This is a genomic window from Thermogemmatispora onikobensis, assembly GCF_001748285.1.
GTDB lineage: Bacteria > Chloroflexota > Ktedonobacteria > Ktedonobacterales > Ktedonobacteraceae > Thermogemmatispora > Thermogemmatispora onikobensis.
Window position 1 is genome coordinate 21404 of the sequence record NZ_BDGT01000012.1, and the last position, 17293, is coordinate 38696.

The 17293-nt window shown below is 62.2% G+C and carries 15 protein-coding genes; 10 read left to right on the top strand and 5 right to left on the bottom strand.

Annotated features, from left to right (window positions below):
• Positions 1-33: 33 nt before the first annotated feature.
• From BGC09_RS07380 to BGC09_RS07395, 4 genes are all read right to left on the bottom strand, one after another.
• On the bottom strand, positions 34-1173 hold the full coding sequence (locus BGC09_RS07380) for a LolA family protein (RefSeq protein ID WP_141727676.1): 1140 nt from the start codon (positions 1171-1173) through the stop codon (positions 34-36).
• A gap of 205 nt (positions 1174-1378) precedes the next feature.
• Entirely contained in the window at positions 1379-1810 is a 432-nt protein-coding gene (locus tag BGC09_RS07385) for a FixH family protein (RefSeq protein ID WP_069803253.1), read from the bottom strand.
• A gap of 15 nt (positions 1811-1825) precedes the next feature.
• A complete protein-coding gene (locus BGC09_RS07390; RefSeq protein WP_069803254.1) occupies positions 1826-2773 on the bottom strand; it encodes a QcrA and Rieske domain-containing protein in 948 nt (315 codons plus the stop codon).
• A gap of 57 nt (positions 2774-2830) precedes the next feature.
• A complete protein-coding gene (locus BGC09_RS07395; RefSeq protein ID WP_176728870.1) occupies positions 2831-3403 on the bottom strand; it encodes an RNA polymerase sigma factor in 573 nt (190 codons plus the stop codon).
• A 967-nt stretch (positions 3404-4370) separates the two neighbouring features.
• On the opposite strand from BGC09_RS07395, the gene sdhC reads away from it, so the two are divergent.
• The 5 genes from sdhC (at position 4371) to BGC09_RS07420 (ending at position 9293) form a co-directional block, all read left to right on the top strand.
• Positions 4371-4751: a succinate dehydrogenase, cytochrome b556 subunit gene (sdhC, locus tag BGC09_RS07400; RefSeq protein ID WP_084658106.1), complete on the top strand. Its 381-nt coding sequence runs from the start codon at positions 4371-4373 to the stop codon at positions 4749-4751.
• A 424-nt stretch (positions 4752-5175) separates the two neighbouring features.
• Positions 5176-5595, top strand: a complete 420-nt coding sequence (gene sdhD, locus BGC09_RS07405; protein ID WP_069803319.1) for a succinate dehydrogenase, hydrophobic membrane anchor protein — start codon at positions 5176-5178, stop codon at positions 5593-5595.
• 16 nt (positions 5596-5611) lie between these two features.
• A complete protein-coding gene (gene sdhA, locus BGC09_RS07410) occupies positions 5612-7348 on the top strand; it encodes a succinate dehydrogenase flavoprotein subunit (protein ID WP_084658109.1) in 1737 nt (578 codons plus the stop codon).
• Between the two features lie 45 nt (positions 7349-7393).
• Positions 7394-8101 (top strand): succinate dehydrogenase iron-sulfur subunit, encoded by a 708-nt coding sequence (locus tag BGC09_RS07415; RefSeq protein WP_069803256.1) that lies wholly within the window; start codon positions 7394-7396, stop codon positions 8099-8101.
• A gap of 283 nt (positions 8102-8384) precedes the next feature.
• Positions 8385-9293: an alpha/beta fold hydrolase gene (locus tag BGC09_RS07420; protein ID WP_218103986.1), complete on the top strand. Its 909-nt coding sequence runs from the start codon at positions 8385-8387 to the stop codon at positions 9291-9293.
• Positions 9294-9308: 15 nt separating this feature from the next.
• Here BGC09_RS07420 and BGC09_RS07425 read toward each other — a convergent pair whose 3' ends face one another.
• Positions 9309-10949 carry a molybdopterin-dependent oxidoreductase gene (locus tag BGC09_RS07425; RefSeq protein ID WP_069803257.1) on the bottom strand — a complete coding sequence of 547 codons (1641 nt, stop codon included), beginning with the start codon at positions 10947-10949 and terminating at the stop codon, positions 9309-9311.
• A gap of 448 nt (positions 10950-11397) precedes the next feature.
• Between BGC09_RS07425 and BGC09_RS07430 the strand changes: the two genes are divergently transcribed.
• The 5 genes from BGC09_RS07430 to BGC09_RS07450 all read left to right on the top strand — a co-directional run bounded on the left by BGC09_RS07430 (position 11398) and on the right by BGC09_RS07450 (position 17083).
• Complete coding sequence (locus BGC09_RS07430; protein WP_084658111.1) at positions 11398-12468, top strand: ROK family protein; 1071 nt, start codon at positions 11398-11400, stop codon at positions 12466-12468.
• A 96-nt stretch (positions 12469-12564) separates the two neighbouring features.
• Positions 12565-13314 carry a TlyA family RNA methyltransferase gene (locus BGC09_RS07435; RefSeq protein ID WP_069803258.1) on the top strand — a complete coding sequence of 250 codons (750 nt, stop codon included), beginning with the start codon at positions 12565-12567 and terminating at the stop codon, positions 13312-13314.
• Positions 13315-13860: 546 nt separating this feature from the next.
• Positions 13861-15477: a benzoate-CoA ligase family protein gene (locus tag BGC09_RS07440; RefSeq protein WP_069803259.1), complete on the top strand. Its 1617-nt coding sequence runs from the start codon at positions 13861-13863 to the stop codon at positions 15475-15477.
• Between the two features lie 149 nt (positions 15478-15626).
• Positions 15627-16478 carry a Clp protease/crotonase-like domain-containing protein gene (locus BGC09_RS07445; protein ID WP_069803260.1) on the top strand — a complete coding sequence of 284 codons (852 nt, stop codon included), beginning with the start codon at positions 15627-15629 and terminating at the stop codon, positions 16476-16478.
• Complete coding sequence (locus tag BGC09_RS07450) at positions 16475-17083, top strand: NUDIX hydrolase (protein WP_069803261.1); 609 nt, start codon at positions 16475-16477, stop codon at positions 17081-17083. The genes BGC09_RS07445 and BGC09_RS07450 overlap by 4 nt, the downstream gene beginning before the upstream one ends.
• Positions 17084-17293 lie beyond the last annotated feature (210 nt).

Below are 17293 nucleotides of genomic sequence, written 5' to 3' on the forward strand. Positions count from 1 at the left end.
CACGCGGCCAGGACCCCCTGGCCTCTGTCCCATTTAGCTGAGCAGGTTGGCGATGGCAATGGCCTCCTGCTCGTCGAGATCGCCGCTGATGCGAATGCCGAGACCCTGCTCTTTCCAGGACAGGGTGGGGTTATCGCTGCCGGTTGAATAGGTCGCTGTAGTGCCGCGCAGGGTGAGCGTTGTGCCGCTGGGCAGCGGCTCGTTGGCCAGAGCCTTGCCTTCGAGGATCGAGAAGCTCTGGTCTCCTTTCAGATAATGGAGCACAAAGACCTGTCCACTGGCGGTCGAGAGCACATCGACACCCTCAAGCTGGTAATCGCTCTGCGAGGAGGGGATGCTCAGCAGATGGTAGCCGGCCAGTTGCTCCGCCTGGCCAAGGGTCAGCGTGCCGCTGGTGGGTGTGGCGCTGGCTTGCAGCAGCGGGGCCACCTGGGCATTGGCGGGTGGAGTGAAGCTAAAGAGACTGTCGGCCAGAGAGCGATTCAGCTCCAGCGTGGGCAGCTGCAAAGTCACCTGGGCGAAACCCTGTAGATTGAGAACCAGCTTGAGAGGGAGATCGCTGCTGCGATCCAGATAGACATCGCCGCTATAGTCGGGGCCAGCCGTGGCCGATTGCTGAGAAGTGACATGGACGATGGTAGCGCTGTGGCCGTCAACCGTCGCCGACTGCGGTGCCACCGTCGCCCGACTCTGGCTGAAGATAGGATCAATGAGGTTGAGCGTCAACTGATTGGCCGGGTTGGAACTGCTGCCGAAGAGCGCCGAGCCGTCCTGGCTGTTGACGTTCCCAGTGTAGACAATATGGCGCACGGGATTATAAACCCAGAGCTTCCCCCCGTTGCTGACCGTCAGCTCGCCAACGGGAAAGTCACTCAGCGTCGAGCGCAGAATCAGACTGCGGCTCCTGGCCGGGGCTGCTTTCCAGATCTCGCTTGTCAACGTTCCCTGGTAGGTTTCGCCATCAATTTGAATGGTGACCACGGCGTGCAGTGTCCGCGCCGCCGTCAATTGCTGCTCACTCTGCTGTAGCAACTGTTGAGCATTTGCGCTGCTGGCGCTGGAAGACGTCGGCTGTTGGGTCTGGCCACTGTTGCAGGCAGCCAACAGGAGCAACATCACGGGCAAGAGCAAGAGAGAAACAGAGCAGCAGCATCTTCTCATGAGGGTAGACATAGAGAGCCTCTCCGTTGCAGAATGATACATCTTTACATAGGAATATGTAAGTCAAGAATTTTAGGTGAAAGAGAGAAGCATCGTAAGCAAAGATGCCTTCCTATTCTACGCTCTTGAGGTCCCAGGGGCAAGGAGATAGGAAGGTGAGAGCAGAGAGCTGACGGGCAGGGCAGGCGGCAGGCGGCAGGCGGACGGAAGGCGAACCTTAGTGGGTAGTGACCTGGAACAGGGCTGCTGCCTCTGGGTGGGCAGTGCGCTGGATAGTCACGCGCAGCTGCCAGAGGCCACTCATGGCGAACTGCAGGCGTGCGCGATAGAGGCCATCGCTGCTCAGGCGGGCGGTGACCGTGGGCAGGCCCATATTCATCTCCGGCATCGTGCTTTCTACCTGGACACGGGCATCGTTGACAAGCGAGCCGCTGGCGGCTTCGGCAATGCGCAAAGCGATAGTAGCTGGTTGGGTACTGAGCGGCGGGTCGGGGCTCAGCTGGAGAGTGACCTCATAAAGGCCGGCGCGTGCCTGCTGTGACCCTGACTCCGCTGGGGCTGGTGGAATGCTGGCCACCAGGCCCCCCAGCCAGGTCAACAGGGCCAGGAAAAGCAGGCCGAGCAGAATAACGAGCAGATTACGTCTCATTCTCTTTGCAGACCCTCAAGAAGGTGGCGCGCTTACGGGAATCCTCACGTAGATCTTACCATCCTCGATGCGGATGTCAAGCCGCGGCAGAGGGGCCAGATAGCGCAGGTGCCCGGCGGTCGGATCTGCCGCCCCGCTCGCGGTGAAGACGCCGCCGTGGCAGGGACAATGGAACTTGCCATCGCTCTCCTGCCACTCGACCAGGCAGCCCATATGTGTACAGGCTGCGGAGAAAGCGATGATCTCCTCTCCGGTGGAGGGGGTCTCAGTCCCATCGCCGGCTGGCCAGTTCCCGCCACCGTACTCGTTGCTCGTGCTGGGGCCGTGCTCCTGACGAATCACATAGCCAGCGATGGTCTCGGTGACAAAGCGCACGGGGCGCTTGCCGAGGGCCGAGACCTCAGCAACGAAGTGCCAGCGCGATGGAACCTCGGCCCCGATCAGAGCCGGATAGGCTGGGGGCAGGGGCGTGCCAGTTCCCACACTCGTGCTGGTAGGACTCGGGGCGGTCTGACCTGTCGCCCCATGAGGGCCGCCGCTGGCCTCCTGAAGGGCGCGGTCAAGCCCAACGCCAGCGACGAGGGAGGCCGCGGCCACCGCGCTACCGGCCAGGAGACGACGACGCGAGAGCCGTGAGCGTCTCTCTCCAGCCGCTGAGGAAGAGAGGGATGGAGCAGCGGCGGGCAAGGTCGCTGGCTCTGTGGCCTCCTCTGACTCGCCCGGATCTTCCCCGGAAGCGGCCAGCTCACGCTCCAGGCGCGCGCGCAGCTCGGCCACAAACTCCGGGCGAGGTTCTGCGGCGCCGGGAGCTGCTGCACGCAAGAGCGCCGCCAAGCGATAGAGCCGCGCCTGGGTCGGCGTCAACTCCGCGGACAGCGGCGGCCTGCGGTCCTCCTGCAATGCTGCAAGATAGTGCTCCAGCTCCAGATAGTCCTCAAAGCGTTCCTGGTCTCCCTCGGGCATAAACCTCGCCTCCCTTCCGGTCCGTTACCTTTACTGGATGCCTCCAGACTCGTCAGGTTAGCCTGTCACAACGCTCTCTAATTCGGCGGCGCGCTTGAGCGCCCGGAATTGAAGCACCTTCACGTTGGCCTCACTCAACCCCAGGCGGAGGGCGGTCTCCTTAATCGAGAGATTCAAAAGGAAACGGCAGATCAAGACCTCGCGGTAATGGGCGGGAAGAGCCTGCAGGATACGCTGGACGCGCTCAACTGGCCGCTCATCGGGGCACGAGAGCGACAACTCCTCGCTTGGTCCCTGCCAGCCAGCATCGAGCAGCTCCTCCAGAGAATCGAGAGGGAAGCGATAATGATTGCGCCAGTAGTCAGCCAGCGTGGTCCTGGCAACCTGGAAGAGCCAGCGCTGCCAGCTCGGACTGCCAGCGCCGCGCTCGCTGCTCAGCATGCGCACGGCTTTCATGAAGATCTGCGAGGTCAGGTCCTCGGCCTCTTCACGATTGCCGACTTTGCTATAGACATAGCGATAGATGAGATGGAGGTTATCCTCATAGAAGCGTTGAAATGCTTGCACATCCACGGCATCCTGTCCTGTCGCAAGATTTCGCTCCTGATTGCTCTGGCGTGCAATATTCACATTGGCCCTCCTCGCCCTGCCTGCGCATAGGCCGAGGCCCAAATAGCTACGTCGGTCAGTTACAGTCTATCTCAGAGAATCACCTACCTATTACGTCAGTGGGTTACAGCCGGCAAGTGGGCGGCATGAAGGAAGAACTCGCCGCTTTGGCGGGGGAGTGTCAGAGTAGGAGAAGAGAGCAGGGCTGGTCTCCCTCCTGGGGAGGCTGGCGAATGAGCGAGCGGGCGGGCGAACAATCAAACAAGCAAGCAAGCAAGTAGTGGAAGCAGGGGAGCGCCAGGTTTGCGCGACGCTGGCAACTGCAGTATAATAGGCAATGCAACAGGAGCGTCGGCGCACCCACCCAGCGAGGGGCGCCGCGGGGAGCACTGCTGCGCGCAAGAAAGCGCGTCATGGGGAGAGAGAGGCGGCCAGGCGAAGCAAGCGAGAGAGGGCGATCTGATCAGCTTGCGGGGCCACCGAACGAAGCGCCAGGGATGCGCGCCTGATCCTCCCGTGCGCTCTCTCCGGGCTGACCGGGGGGGCATCGACAGGCAGAAGATAGCGAGCGAGGCGGCACGCCCTGGCTGTCTGACTGCTTGCTGAGCGGCTAATCTCGTTCAGCGCTCGCTATCAACGAAGCAAGCAAGCAAAGCAAAGCAACAGCACAACATTACGACAACATCAGAGGCGGGAGCGGTGGGCAAGTGCAGTTGAAGAAGAGGTTATCCTGGATGGCCTTCCTATCGGAGATCAGCAGGCAGGTACGGCGTTGCTAGCCAGACATCCCGAGGCTGGGGGATAGTGAGCGCGGAACCCGAGTGTGGGTGGGACCGCGCCCCGGTACGCCTTGCGAGCGAGATGGGGGGAAGGAGGAAGGGAAAAGGAAGGAGGCGTTGCTCCCGGCTCCCACAGCTTTATCATCTCTCGGCCCGCCCATGCAGCGCTTTCTCCCCCCGCTTCCGCCTGATGAGAATCGAGGAGCGGCATGTATAAAGGACAATCTGGAATGTGGTCCTGGCTGCTGCATCGCGTGACAGGACTGGCGGTTCTTCTCTTCCTGCTTGTGCACATCGTCGATATTGGGTTGCTCTCCTTTGGCCCGGATGTCTACAACGAAGGCATCGCCCTCTTTAGCACTGGCATCGTGCGCGTCATCTCGCTCGGGCTGATTGCCTCTGTACTCTATCATGCCTTCAATGGCGTGCGCATTATTTTAATCGATTTCTGGCCACGAGGTGCTCGCTACCAGGGGGTCATGTTTGCGGTCGTGATGATCCTCACCATTCTCTGTTTCCTGCCGATGGCCTACTTTGTGGTAGCGCCTATCTTCCAGCCCGGAGCCTCTGCCGTGGCGCTGCCCATGTAAGAATGGTGGGATGGGGATGGGCGACGAGGTCAACCGGGAGAAGCGCTAAGAGATCTCTCCTTGGGCCTCTGGCCTGCATCTCGCTTGCGGCCTGCCGGTCTGCCCTGCCCTGTCTGTCAGCGAGCTAACCGAGCAAGCTCGCCGAGCTGGCGAGAGATGAGATGAACCTGTGCAATCTGGCTCCCCGACAACTCCCTGGTGAGCGCGGCGGCGACTGAGTGCCTGTGGAAAGGTCAGTGAGCAAGAGCTCTCGACACCGTGCTGAGAGAGACCCGCGAGAGGCCTGGTAGCTGACGAAGCGGAGGATGAACAGGCGAGAAGAGACAGAAACGAGGGCTTGCTGACCAGCCTGCTCCTGTGGCGCAGTGTCGCGCCTGCCCGCTATGATGACGATCTTGCTCTCGTGAAGAGGAGTGCTGCAACTATGTTACGTGTTCCCAGTGGCTATGGCCCGCGTCCCACGGGCGGCGGCTTTGAGACCTTTTCCTGGTACTTCTTCCGTATCTCCGGGGTAGCACTTATTTTTCTGGCGATCATCCATCTGATCCTCATGCACGTCACGACCGACGTCGCCTGTACCAGCTATCAGTTCGTAGCCCATCGCTATCAAAATCCGTACTGGCGCCTGTATGACTGGCTACTACTGACTCTGGCGCTGCTGCATGGCATGAATGGCCTGCGTGTGGTGATCGATGACTATGTGCGCAGTCGTGGCTGGCGCCTGTTCTTGCTCTCGCTGGTAGGGCTGGCGACGCTGGCGTTCTTCCTGCTTGGAACGATTACGATTGTGACCTTCCAGCCTGTGGCCAGTGGATTGCAGGGTGCCTCCTGTGTGACCCACTAGAGAGAGGGGAATAGCTATGTACCAGAAATTTGATGTGGTCATCGTCGGCGCTGGCGGCGCCGGGCTGATGGCAGCGATGCAGCTTCCCAACGCCAGCGTGGCCGTTCTCTCGAAGGTCTATCCCACGCGCTCCCATACGGGGGCTGCCCAGGGGGGAGTTGCGGCAGCGCTGGGCAATCTGGAGGAAGACCACTGGAAGTGGCACATGTATGACACCATCAAGGGCGGCGACTATCTGGTCGACCAGCCAGCGGCAGAGATTCTGGCCCGCGATGCCATTGACGCCATCTACGAACTGGAGCATCGGGGCCTGCCTTTTAACCGCACGCCGGATGGGCGCATCGATCAGCGCCGCTTTGGTGGCCATACGCGCAACTACGGCGAGGCACCAGTACGCCGCTCCTGTTACGCCGCCGACCGCACAGGTCATATGCTGCTCCAGACCATGTACCAGAACGCCATCAAGAACCAGGTGCGCTTCTTTAATGAGTTCCTGGCCCTCGATCTGTTGGTCAACGAAGGGCGGGTCTGTGGCGTCGTGGCCCTGGAGATTCGCACGGGCGAGATCCATACCTTCCATGCTAAAGCGGTCCTCTTTGCAACCGGCGGTTATGGCCGTGCCTGGCGCGTGACCAGCAATGCCTTCGCCTGCATGGGCGATGGTATGGCCATCGCCTACCGCCGCGGTATCCCCCTGCAAGATATGGAGATGTATCAGTTCCATCCGACGGGCCTCTATAAGGTGGGGGTGCTGTTGAGCGAGGGCGCCCGCGGCGAGGGGGCGCGCCTGCTCAATGGCAAGGGCGAGTACTTCATGGAACGCTACATGCCCACGCTCAAGGACCTGGCGCCGCGCGATATCGTCTCCCGCTGCATCATTAAGGAGGTCAAGGAAGGGCGTGGCGTCAACGGCGAGGACTATGTCTATCTCGACCTGCGCCACCTCGGCGAGAAGGTGATTACGGAGAAGCTGCCCGATATCACCGAGTTCGCCCGCAATTACCTGGGCGTGGAGCCGATCCGCGAGCCGGTGCCGATCCAGCCGACAGCCCACTATGCAATGGGAGGCATCCCCACCGATAACGATGGGCGCGTGGTCATTGATGAGCAGTGGACGCCGCTGCCGGGCTTCTACGCCGCCGGCGAGGTGGCCTGCGTCTCAGTCCACGGAGCCAATCGCCTGGGTACGAATTCGCTGGTCGATCTGATCGTCTTCGGGCGCCGCGCCGGTAAGCACATGGCCAGGTTCATCGCCGAGAACGATCACGTTCCTCTGCCGCCGCATCACGAAGACTTTGCCCGCGAGATGGTCGACCACCTCCTGACCTCCAAGGGGGGCGAGTCGGCGGCGCGCATCCGCAATGAACTGCAGGGCGAGATGCTGGAGAACGTCTTCGTCGAGCGTCAGGAGAAGGGCCTGCAGCATGCAATGGACACCGTTGCGGGTCTGCAGGAGGCCTATCAGAAGGTCCAGCTTCAGGATAAAGGCAAGACCTTCAATACGGAGCTGGTCGAGGCCATCGAGCTGGGTTTCCTGCTGGAGTGCGCCGCTGCCACCGTTCATGGGGCCCTCGCTCGCAAGGAGAGCCGCGGCGCTCACTATCGTCTCGATTATCCTGAGCGCGACGACGTCAACTGGCTCAAGCACACCTTGATCTATAAGGGAGATGGAGCCTGCAACGCCCGTCTTGCCTATAAGGATGTCATCCTGATCGATGACCCAGTCTTTAAGCCCAAGGAACGCAAATACTAGGCGCGTCCCAGCTTCAGGGAGACGCTCTAAGACAGGTGAGGTGCTATGAAAGTTACCCTGCGCATTAAGCGCTTCGATCCCGATAAGGATGCGAAGCCCTACTGGGCCGAGTATACGGTTGAGGCCAGCCCCGTCGACCGCTTGCTGGACGCGCTCAACACCATTAAGTGGACGATCGACGGTACGTTGACCTTCCGCCGCTCTTGCGCGCATGGAGTCTGTGGCTCGGATGCCATGCGCATCAACGGGCGCAACCGTCTGGCCTGCAAAGTGCTGATCCGCGATGTCGGTGAGAAGGTGACGGTTGAACCAATGCTTGGCTTCCCGGTGATCAAGGATCTGGTGGTCGATATGGACCCCTTCTTCCACAAGTACGAGTCCATCAAGCCCTATCTGATCACCTATGATAATGAGCCGGGAACCGAGCGCCTGCAGAGTCCCGAGGAGCGGGCGCGCTACGACGAGGGGACGAAGTGCATTCTCTGCGGGGCCTGTACTGGCTCGTGTCCCTCGATCTGGGGGAACCCCGACTGGGTCGGGCCGGCGGCCATTGTCAACGCCCACCGCTTCATCTTCGATAGCCGCGATCAGGGCACGGCGGAGCGTCTGGCGATCCTCGGGCAGCGTAACGGTGTCTGGCGCTGCCGTACGATCTTTAACTGCTCCGATGCCTGCCCGCGCGGCATCCCGGTCACCGATCTGATCGAGCAGGTGAAGCGGGCCATTATCTACGGCGATCGCAATATTGACTGAGGAACAGCGCTAGCGCTGGGTGTGGTGTGAGATCACTTCGTCCAGCGCTCTGGCGACGGACTACACTGGTCCTGAGAGAGGCGAGAGTGAGGAGGCCAGCGCCAGGGAGGGCCCGGCCCGGCAGACCCCGGGGGCCAGCCGCCCTCGGGCCGTCCGAGCCGGGCTGCTCTGTCCTCAAAGGAGGGAGGAAGGTGCTGCTCCTGCGACTCTCGGGCCTGCCGCTCATGCCGCCGGGGCCTGGCCTGTCGGTGCTAGCGCCAGGTGAGCGAGGAGTGTTGACACTATGTCCTCTGCCATGATTGACGAAGAACGTGCCTCGTGGGAGCATCGCTTTATTACGGCCAACGGTATCCGGCTCCATTATGTGACTCAGGGGCAGGGGCCGCTGGTGCTCTTGCTCCACGGTTTCCCCGAGTTCTGGTACTCCTGGCGCCATCAGATTCCTGTGCTGGCCGAGGCTGGCTACTGCGTTGTAGCCCCCGACTTGCGTGGCTACAACGAGAGCGAGAAGCCGCTTCGAGGCTATGACCTGCGCACCCTGGCGCGCGATGTGGCGGCCTTGATCATGGCACTGGGCTATGAGCGGGCGGTCGTCGTGGGTCACGACTGGGGTGGGGTCATCGCCTGGCAAGTAGCGATGCGCTATCCCGAGCTGGTCGAGCGCCTGGTGATTATGAATGCTCCGCATCCGGCGGCGATGCTGCGCGAGCTGCGTTCCCTCAAGCAGCTGCGCATGAGCTGGTATGTTTTCGCCTTCCAGCTCCCCTGGCTGCCGGAGTACATACTGAGCCGCAACGGGGCCAACGAGATCGGCAGAATGCTACGCGGGAGCGCCGTGCAGAAGGAAGCTTTTCCGCGCTCCGTCACGGCTCAGTACCAGGCTGCCATGAGCAAGCCCGGTGCTCTTCCCGCAGCCCTGGCCTATTATCGACAATTCGTGCGCGATCTGCCGCGGGTCCTCTGGCGACGTCAGTTACGGGCCTTGCCCCAGATTCAGGCCCCGACCCTGCTGCTCTGGGGCCTGCAGGATATCGCTCTCAGCACCGAGCTAACCTACGGCCTGGAGCCGTACGTCAAGCAACTGCGCGTCGTCTACCTGCCCGAAAGCGGCCACTGGGTTCAACAGGAGCAGCCTGAGCAGGTCAATCGCCTGCTGCTCGACTTTCTGCGAGGGCCGGAGACAGACGAGTAAGGCGGGCACCTGAGATCAGGCGACAACGACAGTAATTGTATGATAGCCGGAAGCGCCATCGGGCAATGGCGGCGCCGGACGAGGGTCCTGGACGTTGCCTTGCAGATCGACGGCGCGCGCTGTGATGGTGTAGCTACCGGCCTGAGAAGGCGCGCGCCAGGGCAGTTCCCAGAGAACCCAGGTCAGGGCCGACAGGGGACGCTTGAGGGTCGCGCGCTGCCAGCTCTGCCCAAGGTCAAAGCTTACATCGACCTCGCTGATGCCACGCTCCCCCGAAAAGGCCACGCCGGCAATATAGGTCAGACTGCCCGCTGCCAGGCGGCTCCCGTCAAGAGGGGTATCAATGCGCGTCGTCATGCGGATCTGGGCCTCGTCGCTCCAGCCGCGCTGTTGCCAGTAGCCCTGGTAGTCGTAGTTCACCACCTCGATACGTGTGATCCACTTGGCGTGCTTCATACCATAAATGCCGGGAACCAGGAGACGCAGCGGATAGCCGTGGCGCTCCGGCAAGGTCTGGCCATTCATCCGCACGGCGAGCAGCGTCGTTGGCTCCAGGGCCTTGGCGAGATGGATGCTATCGCTATAATCATCGGCACAGTGGAAGACCACCTTCGTCGCTCCCGCTCTGGGGCGCGCCCGCTGCAGGAGAGCGGCCAGCGGCACGCCCTCCCAGAGGGCGTTGCTCATGTAGGGGCCGCCGACCTCGTTGCTGATGCACATCATCGATTCGTACTGGCGGCGCATAGGCAGCGTCAGCAGCTCGGCATAGGTCAGCGTGTAGGGCTCCTCAACCTGGCCGCCGATCGTGAGGCGCCAGCTCTCGCCGTTGACCACAGGATCAGCCAGCAGATTCTTTGAAACCACATAATATTGATCGTTTGGCGTGATTTCTGAAGAAAGATGAGAAACGGGCACGATAGGGCCGTAGTTCGGTTGGGGAGGTGGGACGATGCGGCTCTTGAAGCCGCGCAGCGTGACTGTAGGGGCGTGGGCGCCCTGGGTAATAAAGCGGAAAGCGAAGGCGGCCAGCAGACCCACCCCAGCGAGGATCAGGCCGCGGCGCAGCAGGGTTTGACGCTGCTCACGCACCTCGGCCCGGCGCTGCTCCTCGCGGATGCGGCTGGCGGTCAGCCAGTGATAGGCGGGCGGGAAGAGCACGGCGAAGACCAGGCCGCTGACGGCCAGGCTCCACATGCTATTGACCCAGCCAATGCTCAGAGAGGTCCCAAAGAGGCCGGCCCCGGTCAGCGGGAGCAGCACCAGGCCGGCGAAAAGCCAGAGCGAGGCCGCCAGCAGGAGGCCGTCCCCCAGTCCTGGCCCCCGGTCGGGCTTGGGCAAGAAGCGCCGGCGGGCCAGCAGGTAGAGGCCACCGCTGGCGGCGAGGACCAGGCACTGGCCCAGGATGACGCAAACCAATAAGTAGCGCTTCGCCTCGTCGCCGAGCAATTGCTGCAGCAATTGGAAGAGCGACAGGGGCATCAGCGCCGTAATGGTTGCCCCGACCTGCTCGGGCAGAGACACGCCATGAGCAAAGGTACTCAGCAAGAGCATACAGCCCGAGGAGACGAGTCCCGCCAGCAAGCCGGCGCCGCTGCCGGCAAGGAAAGCCTCCTGAGTAGAAAGCCTCGGAGGCGAAGAGGTCTCAGGCGAAACCATTGTTGACGAAACAGCCCTTTCTAGCGCGAGCCTGAAGGAAAAGAAGAAAGCCGGGCGGCCTCAGTAGATCAAGATCAGCTCCGCGCCATCTTCATCCCATTATTGTAAGTCAGGCCACATCATCAATGCTACACGCGGGAGCAAGGCTTCTTTGACAGGCCGATCGTGGGCATATCCTGCGAGAAGGGCGACAGGCTCAAACAATCAGGCGCAGAGGGAAAGCGAGCTCAGGAGAACGGTCACTTGTTGCTTGCCTGCAAATGGAGTATCATCTATGCCGAATAGCGCTCCCCTTGCCTGCCGAGGCCGCATCTGAAGCGTAGCGTGCGTCCCGCTCGCTGGCTGGTTGGAGGCGCTGGAGCGCACACAATCGGCAGTCGCCCCTCTCTTGCGTCCAGGACAGAAGGACGCCACTAGTAAAAGACCATCTGCGAGGAAGCCGAGACTTATGCCAGAAGACCAAGTGATCACAGCTACGACGACAGCAGCGACGACAGACACTGCGCATCTCCCCCTGGCCGTCGGCGTTGATCTGGGAGGAACGCAGCTACGGGTAGCGGTGCTGCGCGGGGCCACCCTGCTCTCGCGCGTGGGCCTGCTGACCGGCGAAGACGCAACGCCTGAGCGTCTGATCCCGCGCATTTGCGACGCGATTCGTCAGGCGCTCTCTGAGGCGCGGGTTGAGCTCGGGCAAGTGGCTGGTATTGGCTTAGGAGCGCCAGGCCCGCTCAACAGCCAGAGCGGCGTCATCTACTCGCCGCCCAATCTCCCGGGATGGGAAAACGTCCCCATTCGCGATATCCTGCAGAAAGACTTTCCGGTGCCGATCTACATCGAGAACGACGCCCATTGCGCGGCCCTGGGCGAATACATGTTTGGGGCCGGGCGTGGCAGCGAAGACATGGTCTACATGACCGTGAGCACGGGGATCGGCGGCGGTATCATCTGCAAGGGCCGCTTGTTAGAAGGAGCGGGGGGAACCGCTGGCGAACTGGGGCATATGACCATCGACCTCAACGGGCCCCGCTGTAACTGTGGCAATATCGGCTGTTTAGAGGCCATTGCTTCGGGGACGGCCATTGCCCGGCGGGCCAATGAGGCTATTGCTGCTGGCCAGGGAGCCGAGCTACTCGCCTTTGCGCGCTCGCTCGATGAGCAGACGGCCCGCCAGCTCCATCTGCCTGCTGGCACGGAGAAGGAAAGCATCGAGCGAGTCAATGCTCGCACCGTCGGCGAGGCAGCGCGTGCTGGCATCGGACTGGCGCGGCAGATCATTGGCGAGGCGGCTCGTGGGCTGGGCGTGGGACTCGTCAACGTGATCCATATCTTCAATCCGCGCAAAATTATTCTGGGGGGCGGCGTTATGCAGCTCGGCGACCTGGTTCTTGGGCCAGCCCTCGATATTGTCGAGCAGCGCGCAATGAAGGCTCCGCGCTCCATCGTGAGCATCGAGCTGGCGCAACTCGGCCCCAACGTCGGTTTGATCGGGGCTGGCACCCTGATCTACTATCATGCCTGATCCCTCCGCTCGTCCGGGCTGGTCCCAGCCGGCGGGCGAGCCGGCGAGCTGGTGGAAGAGAGGCCAGGCAGGAAAGCGACAACAGTCAGGCTGAAGATGGTGACAAAGAAGAAGGAACGTCTCGACGTTGCACTGGTGCGTCGCGGCCTCGTAGCCAGCCGAGAGCGTGCCCAGGCCCTGATCATGGCTGGGCGCGTCTATGTGGGCGAGCGACGCCTGGAGAAGCCCGGCGCCCAGGTGCCCGACGATGCCGACATCCGCCTCGATCTGGCTGCGCCTGAACTGCGCTACGTCAGTCGCGGCGGGTTGAAGCTCGAAAAAGCCCTCGATGTCTTCGCTCTCGATCCGCGGGGACTGATCGCTCTGGATGTTGGCGCCTCGACTGGCGGCTTTACCGATTGTCTACTGCAGCGGGGGGCGGCCCGCGTCTATGCCGTTGACGTCGGGCATGGACAGCTTGCCTGGAGGCTGCGCAGCGACGCGCGCGTCGTCGTCATGGAAGGGGTCAACATCCGCTACCTGGAGACCTTGCCGGAGAGGCCGCAATGCGCGACTATCGATGTCTCCTTTATCTCGTTGCGCCTCGTTCTACCGCCGGTAGCGCGCTTGCTGGCCTCTGGCTCCTGGGTGGTGGCGCTGGTGAAGCCGCAGTTTGAGGCCGGGAAAGAGGAGGCTGACCGGGGCGAGGGCATTATCCGCGATCCGCGCGTCCATGAGCGCGTCCTACGCGAGCTGTCAGCCTGGATTCCCGAGCATACGCCGCTGCAGCTGCGCGGTCTGGTCGAGTCCCCCATTGCCGGCAGGGAGGGCAACAAAGAATTTCTGATGTACCTTGTCCTTCCATAGGGGACATCCCAGACAAGGAAGCTCTGGGGGTGCGCGCACTCACTGGCGAGGCAAAGGAAGGCCCGCCGGGAGCCGGTGCTCTTCCAGCGACCTGTGCTCTGGCTCTGCGGCTAGCGAAAGGGGTCGAGGTGGGGGGGAAGAGCCTTAGCGGGCAGGCAGCGCAGAGCAAGGGGCAGGAAGAAACAAGGAGGAAGAGCAAGCTGGCTCGTGGGGCGAGGGAACGCCATCAGCTTTGCGCTGTCTGCTGGGGATTGCCCAGCCGGCGGCCAGGCCAACAGACTGGGAAGGTCGGGCTACAATCTGGTACAATAACAGCAAGGTAGAGGTAGACCGTTCCTGGGGTGACGCGCCAGCTTGCTCCTCCTGGTGGGCCTTCATGTCTCGGGGGCGTGGCCGAAGGCGAGCGCGCTCGTGCCGCAAGGGAGCGAGCCGAGAGGTGAGAGGAGGGACCGGGCGGAGCGGCCAGGAGAGACGAGACGGGAACGGGGCGCGTCAGCCGGGGGTCAGCCAGGCGCCGCCTGCAGCAGGCGAGAAAAGAGGAAGATCATGGAGATTCCAACGGTCAACGTGCCCGACCAGTTCAATGCGGCCAGCGCCTTTCTTGACGCGAATCTCGCACAAGGGCGCGGTGGCAAAGTCGCCATCTCTTATGAAGATCAAACCTTTACCTATGCACAGGTGGCCGAGATGGCCAATCGTGTGGGCAACGGCTTACTAGAACTCGGCGTCGAGATGGAGCAGCGGGTGGCCCTCCTGCTGCTCGATTCCCCCCAGTTCGCGGCCTCCTTCTTTGGAGCCATCAAGATCGGCGCGGTTCCTATTCCTATGAATACCATGCTGCGCCCCAACGACTATGTCTACATGCTCAACGACAGCCGGGCCAAGGTCCTGCTCGTCCATGCCGCCCTCTGGCCACCACTGCGTCAGGTACTGTTCCAGTTGCGTTTTTTGCGTCATGTGGTCGTAGTTGGTCTGGAAGCGGGGGCCGCCGGTACGACGCTGCTGGCGGGCCGTCAGCGTGTGGTCCTGCACGATTTCGAAGGCTGGATTGCCCGCGCCTCACCCTCGCTCAGTCCTGCCCCCACCAGCAAAGATGACAGCGCCTTCTGGCTCTACAGCTCTGGCAGCACAGGTTTCCCCAAAGGCTGTGTACATCTCCAGCACGACATGACGTTTTGTCTGGAGTGTTACGCCAAACCTGTGCTAGGCATCACCAAAGACGATGTTACCTTTTCTGCGGCGAAGCTCTTCTTTGCCTATGGGCTGGGCAACGCTCTCTATTTCCCCTTTGGGGTTGGGGCCAGCACCGTGCTCTATCCTGGGCGCCCCCTGGCTGAAGACATGTTCAAGGTAGTGGAGCGCTATCGGCCCACCATCTTCTACGGTGTGCCGACGCTCTACGCCAGCATGCTCAGCGTGCCCGAAGCCGAGAAGCGCTTTGACTTCTCATCGGTGCGTGTCTGTGTTTCGGCGGGCGAGTCGCTGCCGGCGGATATTTTGCGTCGCTGGGAAGAGAGATTTAAGGTCCCCATTCTTGATGGGATTGGGAGCACCGAGATCCTGCACATCTTTATCAGCAACCGTCTCGGCGACATCAAGCCGGGCAGCTCGGGCAAGCTTGTGCCGGGCTATGAAGCGAAGATTGTCGATGAGGAGGGTCAGCCGGTAGGTCCGGGCGAGATTGGTAACCTGCTCATTCGGGGAGACAGCATTGCCGCCTATTATTGGAACAAGCATGAGAAGACCAAAGATACCATTACTGGGCACTGGATTCACACCGGCGACAAGTATTATGTAGATAGCGAGGGCTACTATTGGTACTGCGGACGTGCGGACGACATGCTCAAAGTCAGTGGTCAGTGGGTCTCGCCCGTGGAGGTCGAGAATGTCCTGATCGAGCATCCCGCCGTTCTGGAGGCGGCGGTGGTGGGGGCCTACGATAGCGATCGCCTGGTCAAGCCCAAAGCCTTTGTCGTGCTCAAGCCTGGCCAGGAGGCTTCCGAGTCCCTGGTTAGCGAGCTACAGAACTTTGTCAAGGGTCGACTGGCGCCGTTCAAGTATCCCCGCTGGGTGGTCTTTGCCTCGGAGCTCCCCAAGACAGCGACTGGCAAGATCCAGCGCTTCAAGCTGCGGGAGACAGGGGAGACTGCCCCTTTGGCGTGAGCTGACCTGAACGAAGGCCGGAGAGAGCGGGAGCGGCACGGCTTGCCTGGCTCAAGGTCAAAGTACTGAGTGAGGAGAAGGCCGTTGGGTGGCAGGCTGGTCGGGTCTGCGCCTGCCGACGGCCTGGCGTCCCTACTACGGAGGAGAGAGTGCAACAGGCTTATCGTGCGCTACGTATTCTGGCTGAGGCGCAGACGGTGCGCCTGATGGTGACACCCGAGCCTTGTGCGCTGCTGCTGGACGAGCTGGCGAGCGCCTGTGCGGCCCTGCAGAGTGGGGGTGCTGGCCTGACCTGCGTCATCCTCGATTTCGGGGCCTCTCCACGGCAGGCTGAAGTGGGTGGGAGTCCCATCGTAGCAGGCTGCCGTCCGGGCGCGGGAGAGGCGGCGAAGCTGCGCAATGAAGCTGAGCGCGCAGCGGCGCTCGTGCGAGCCGTGCCGCAGCCGGTGCTGGCCGTGGTACGTGAGGCGCTGTCGGAGGCGGCCTCGCTCCTGGTGCGAGCTGCCGACCTGGTCCTGGTCGCACGCGAGGCCACTGTTGTGGTTCCGATCAGCGGGGCGCGTGGCCTCGAGCGTCTCCCTGGTGAGCAGGCTGTTCGGCTAGGCCAGGCCACCTGGTGTGCGCCGGCTCGTCAGCTTGACAGGCGGCTAGAAGAGGTGCTGGCCTTGCTGCGTCGCAGTAGTGCCGCGGCCCTGCGCCAGGCGAAGGCCGCTGTGCGACTGGCGCAGCGCTGGCTCCCACCTGGCGGGGGCCTGCCCACATCGCCGTGGTTAGAGCCAGGCAGCTTTTCCCTGCCGCTGCCCACTGAAGAGGAGGATGAAGAAGCCCGCCGTCTGCGCGAGAGCCACGGGCGCCTGGAGGCACTCCGCCGCGTCAACAGCTTCTATCTCAGCGAAGTGTCGCGCTCGGTGGATGCTCAGGAGGGCCTGCGCGCCTTTCTGGAAAAGCGGGCGCCGCGCTGGCAGCAACAACAGGAGCAACGGGAGCGCGAGAGAGCATGACCACAGATCACCAGACTGCCCGGCAGCAGGAGCCGTCGGGGCTGCGGCCCTGGGTGACGCGCGCCGCCGAGCGGGTATTAGATACACCCTATCTCAAAGTGCGGCGTGAGGAGGTGCTGCTGCCGGATGGCACCCTGATACCTGACTACTACATTATCGAAAATCGGGGCTGGGTCGGGATCGTCCCCCTTACCTCCGATGGACGTTTCTTGCTCAATCGACAGTATAAGCATGGCATTGGGCTGGAGGTGCTGGAGTTTCCCGCCGGCGCCATCGATCCTCATGAAGACGATCCTCTGCTCACGGCCCATCGCGAGCTAATGGAGGAGACGGGCTACAGTGTGGCTGCTGAGAAGATCGAGCTGCTGGCTCACATGTATGCCAATCCCACTGGGGCCCAAACGCGCATCTGGTGGTATCTGGCGCGTGACGTCGAAAAGACCGGCGAGCAGAAGGTGGACCCACGCGAGGTGATTGAGAACCTGCTCGTCACACCACGCGAGCTGCTCGCCCTGATCCATAGCGGGCACTTCGCGGTCCAGGGCCAGATCGCCGCCGCCTACATGGCTCTGGAACGCCTGGGTTATCTGCGCGCCTCCTTCTAGCTCAGACAGGCGAGCGCTGCTGCAGAAGTCTGGTCGCACGCGCACGGGCTACCCCCAGTGCTCGCCATGTTGGCTGGCTGGCTGCCTGCACTGTGCCCTGTGGCAGAGTCTCTGCACGGGGCCTCTCCCCGGCCTCTCCCTGCCACCTGGCTCTCCTGGCTGCGTCCAGGCCGGGCCTCGCCTGCCCCTGACCTTACAAAATCTTTACAA

Bases quoted from the DNA above. Each gene is read 5' to 3' on its own strand.
- BGC09_RS07380 (WP_141727676.1), bottom strand. From the start codon at position 1,173: ATGTCTACCCTCATGAGAAGATGCTGCTGCTCTGTTTCTCTCTTGCTC.
- BGC09_RS07385 (WP_069803253.1), bottom strand. From the start codon at position 1,810: ATGAGACGTAATCTGCTCGTTATTCTGCTCGGCCTGCTTTTCCTGGCC.
- BGC09_RS07390 (WP_069803254.1), bottom strand. From the start codon at position 2,773: ATGCCCGAGGGAGACCAGGAACGCTTTGAGGACTATCTGGAGCTGGAG.
- sdhC (WP_084658106.1), top strand. From the start codon at position 4,371: ATGTATAAAGGACAATCTGGAATGTGGTCCTGGCTGCTGCATCGCGTG.
- sdhD (WP_069803319.1), top strand. From the start codon at position 5,176: ATGTTACGTGTTCCCAGTGGCTATGGCCCGCGTCCCACGGGCGGCGGC.
- sdhA (WP_084658109.1), top strand. From the start codon at position 5,612: ATGTACCAGAAATTTGATGTGGTCATCGTCGGCGCTGGCGGCGCCGGG.
- BGC09_RS07415 (WP_069803256.1), top strand. From the start codon at position 7,394: ATGAAAGTTACCCTGCGCATTAAGCGCTTCGATCCCGATAAGGATGCG.
- BGC09_RS07420 (WP_218103986.1), top strand. From the start codon at position 8,385: ATGTCCTCTGCCATGATTGACGAAGAACGTGCCTCGTGGGAGCATCGC.
- BGC09_RS07425 (WP_069803257.1), bottom strand. From the start codon at position 10,949: ATGGTTTCGCCTGAGACCTCTTCGCCTCCGAGGCTTTCTACTCAGGAG.
- BGC09_RS07430 (WP_084658111.1), top strand. From the start codon at position 11,398: ATGCCAGAAGACCAAGTGATCACAGCTACGACGACAGCAGCGACGACA.
- BGC09_RS07435 (WP_069803258.1), top strand. From the start codon at position 12,565: ATGGTGACAAAGAAGAAGGAACGTCTCGACGTTGCACTGGTGCGTCGC.
- BGC09_RS07440 (WP_069803259.1), top strand. From the start codon at position 13,861: ATGGAGATTCCAACGGTCAACGTGCCCGACCAGTTCAATGCGGCCAGC.
- BGC09_RS07450 (WP_069803261.1), top strand. From the start codon at position 16,475: ATGACCACAGATCACCAGACTGCCCGGCAGCAGGAGCCGTCGGGGCTG.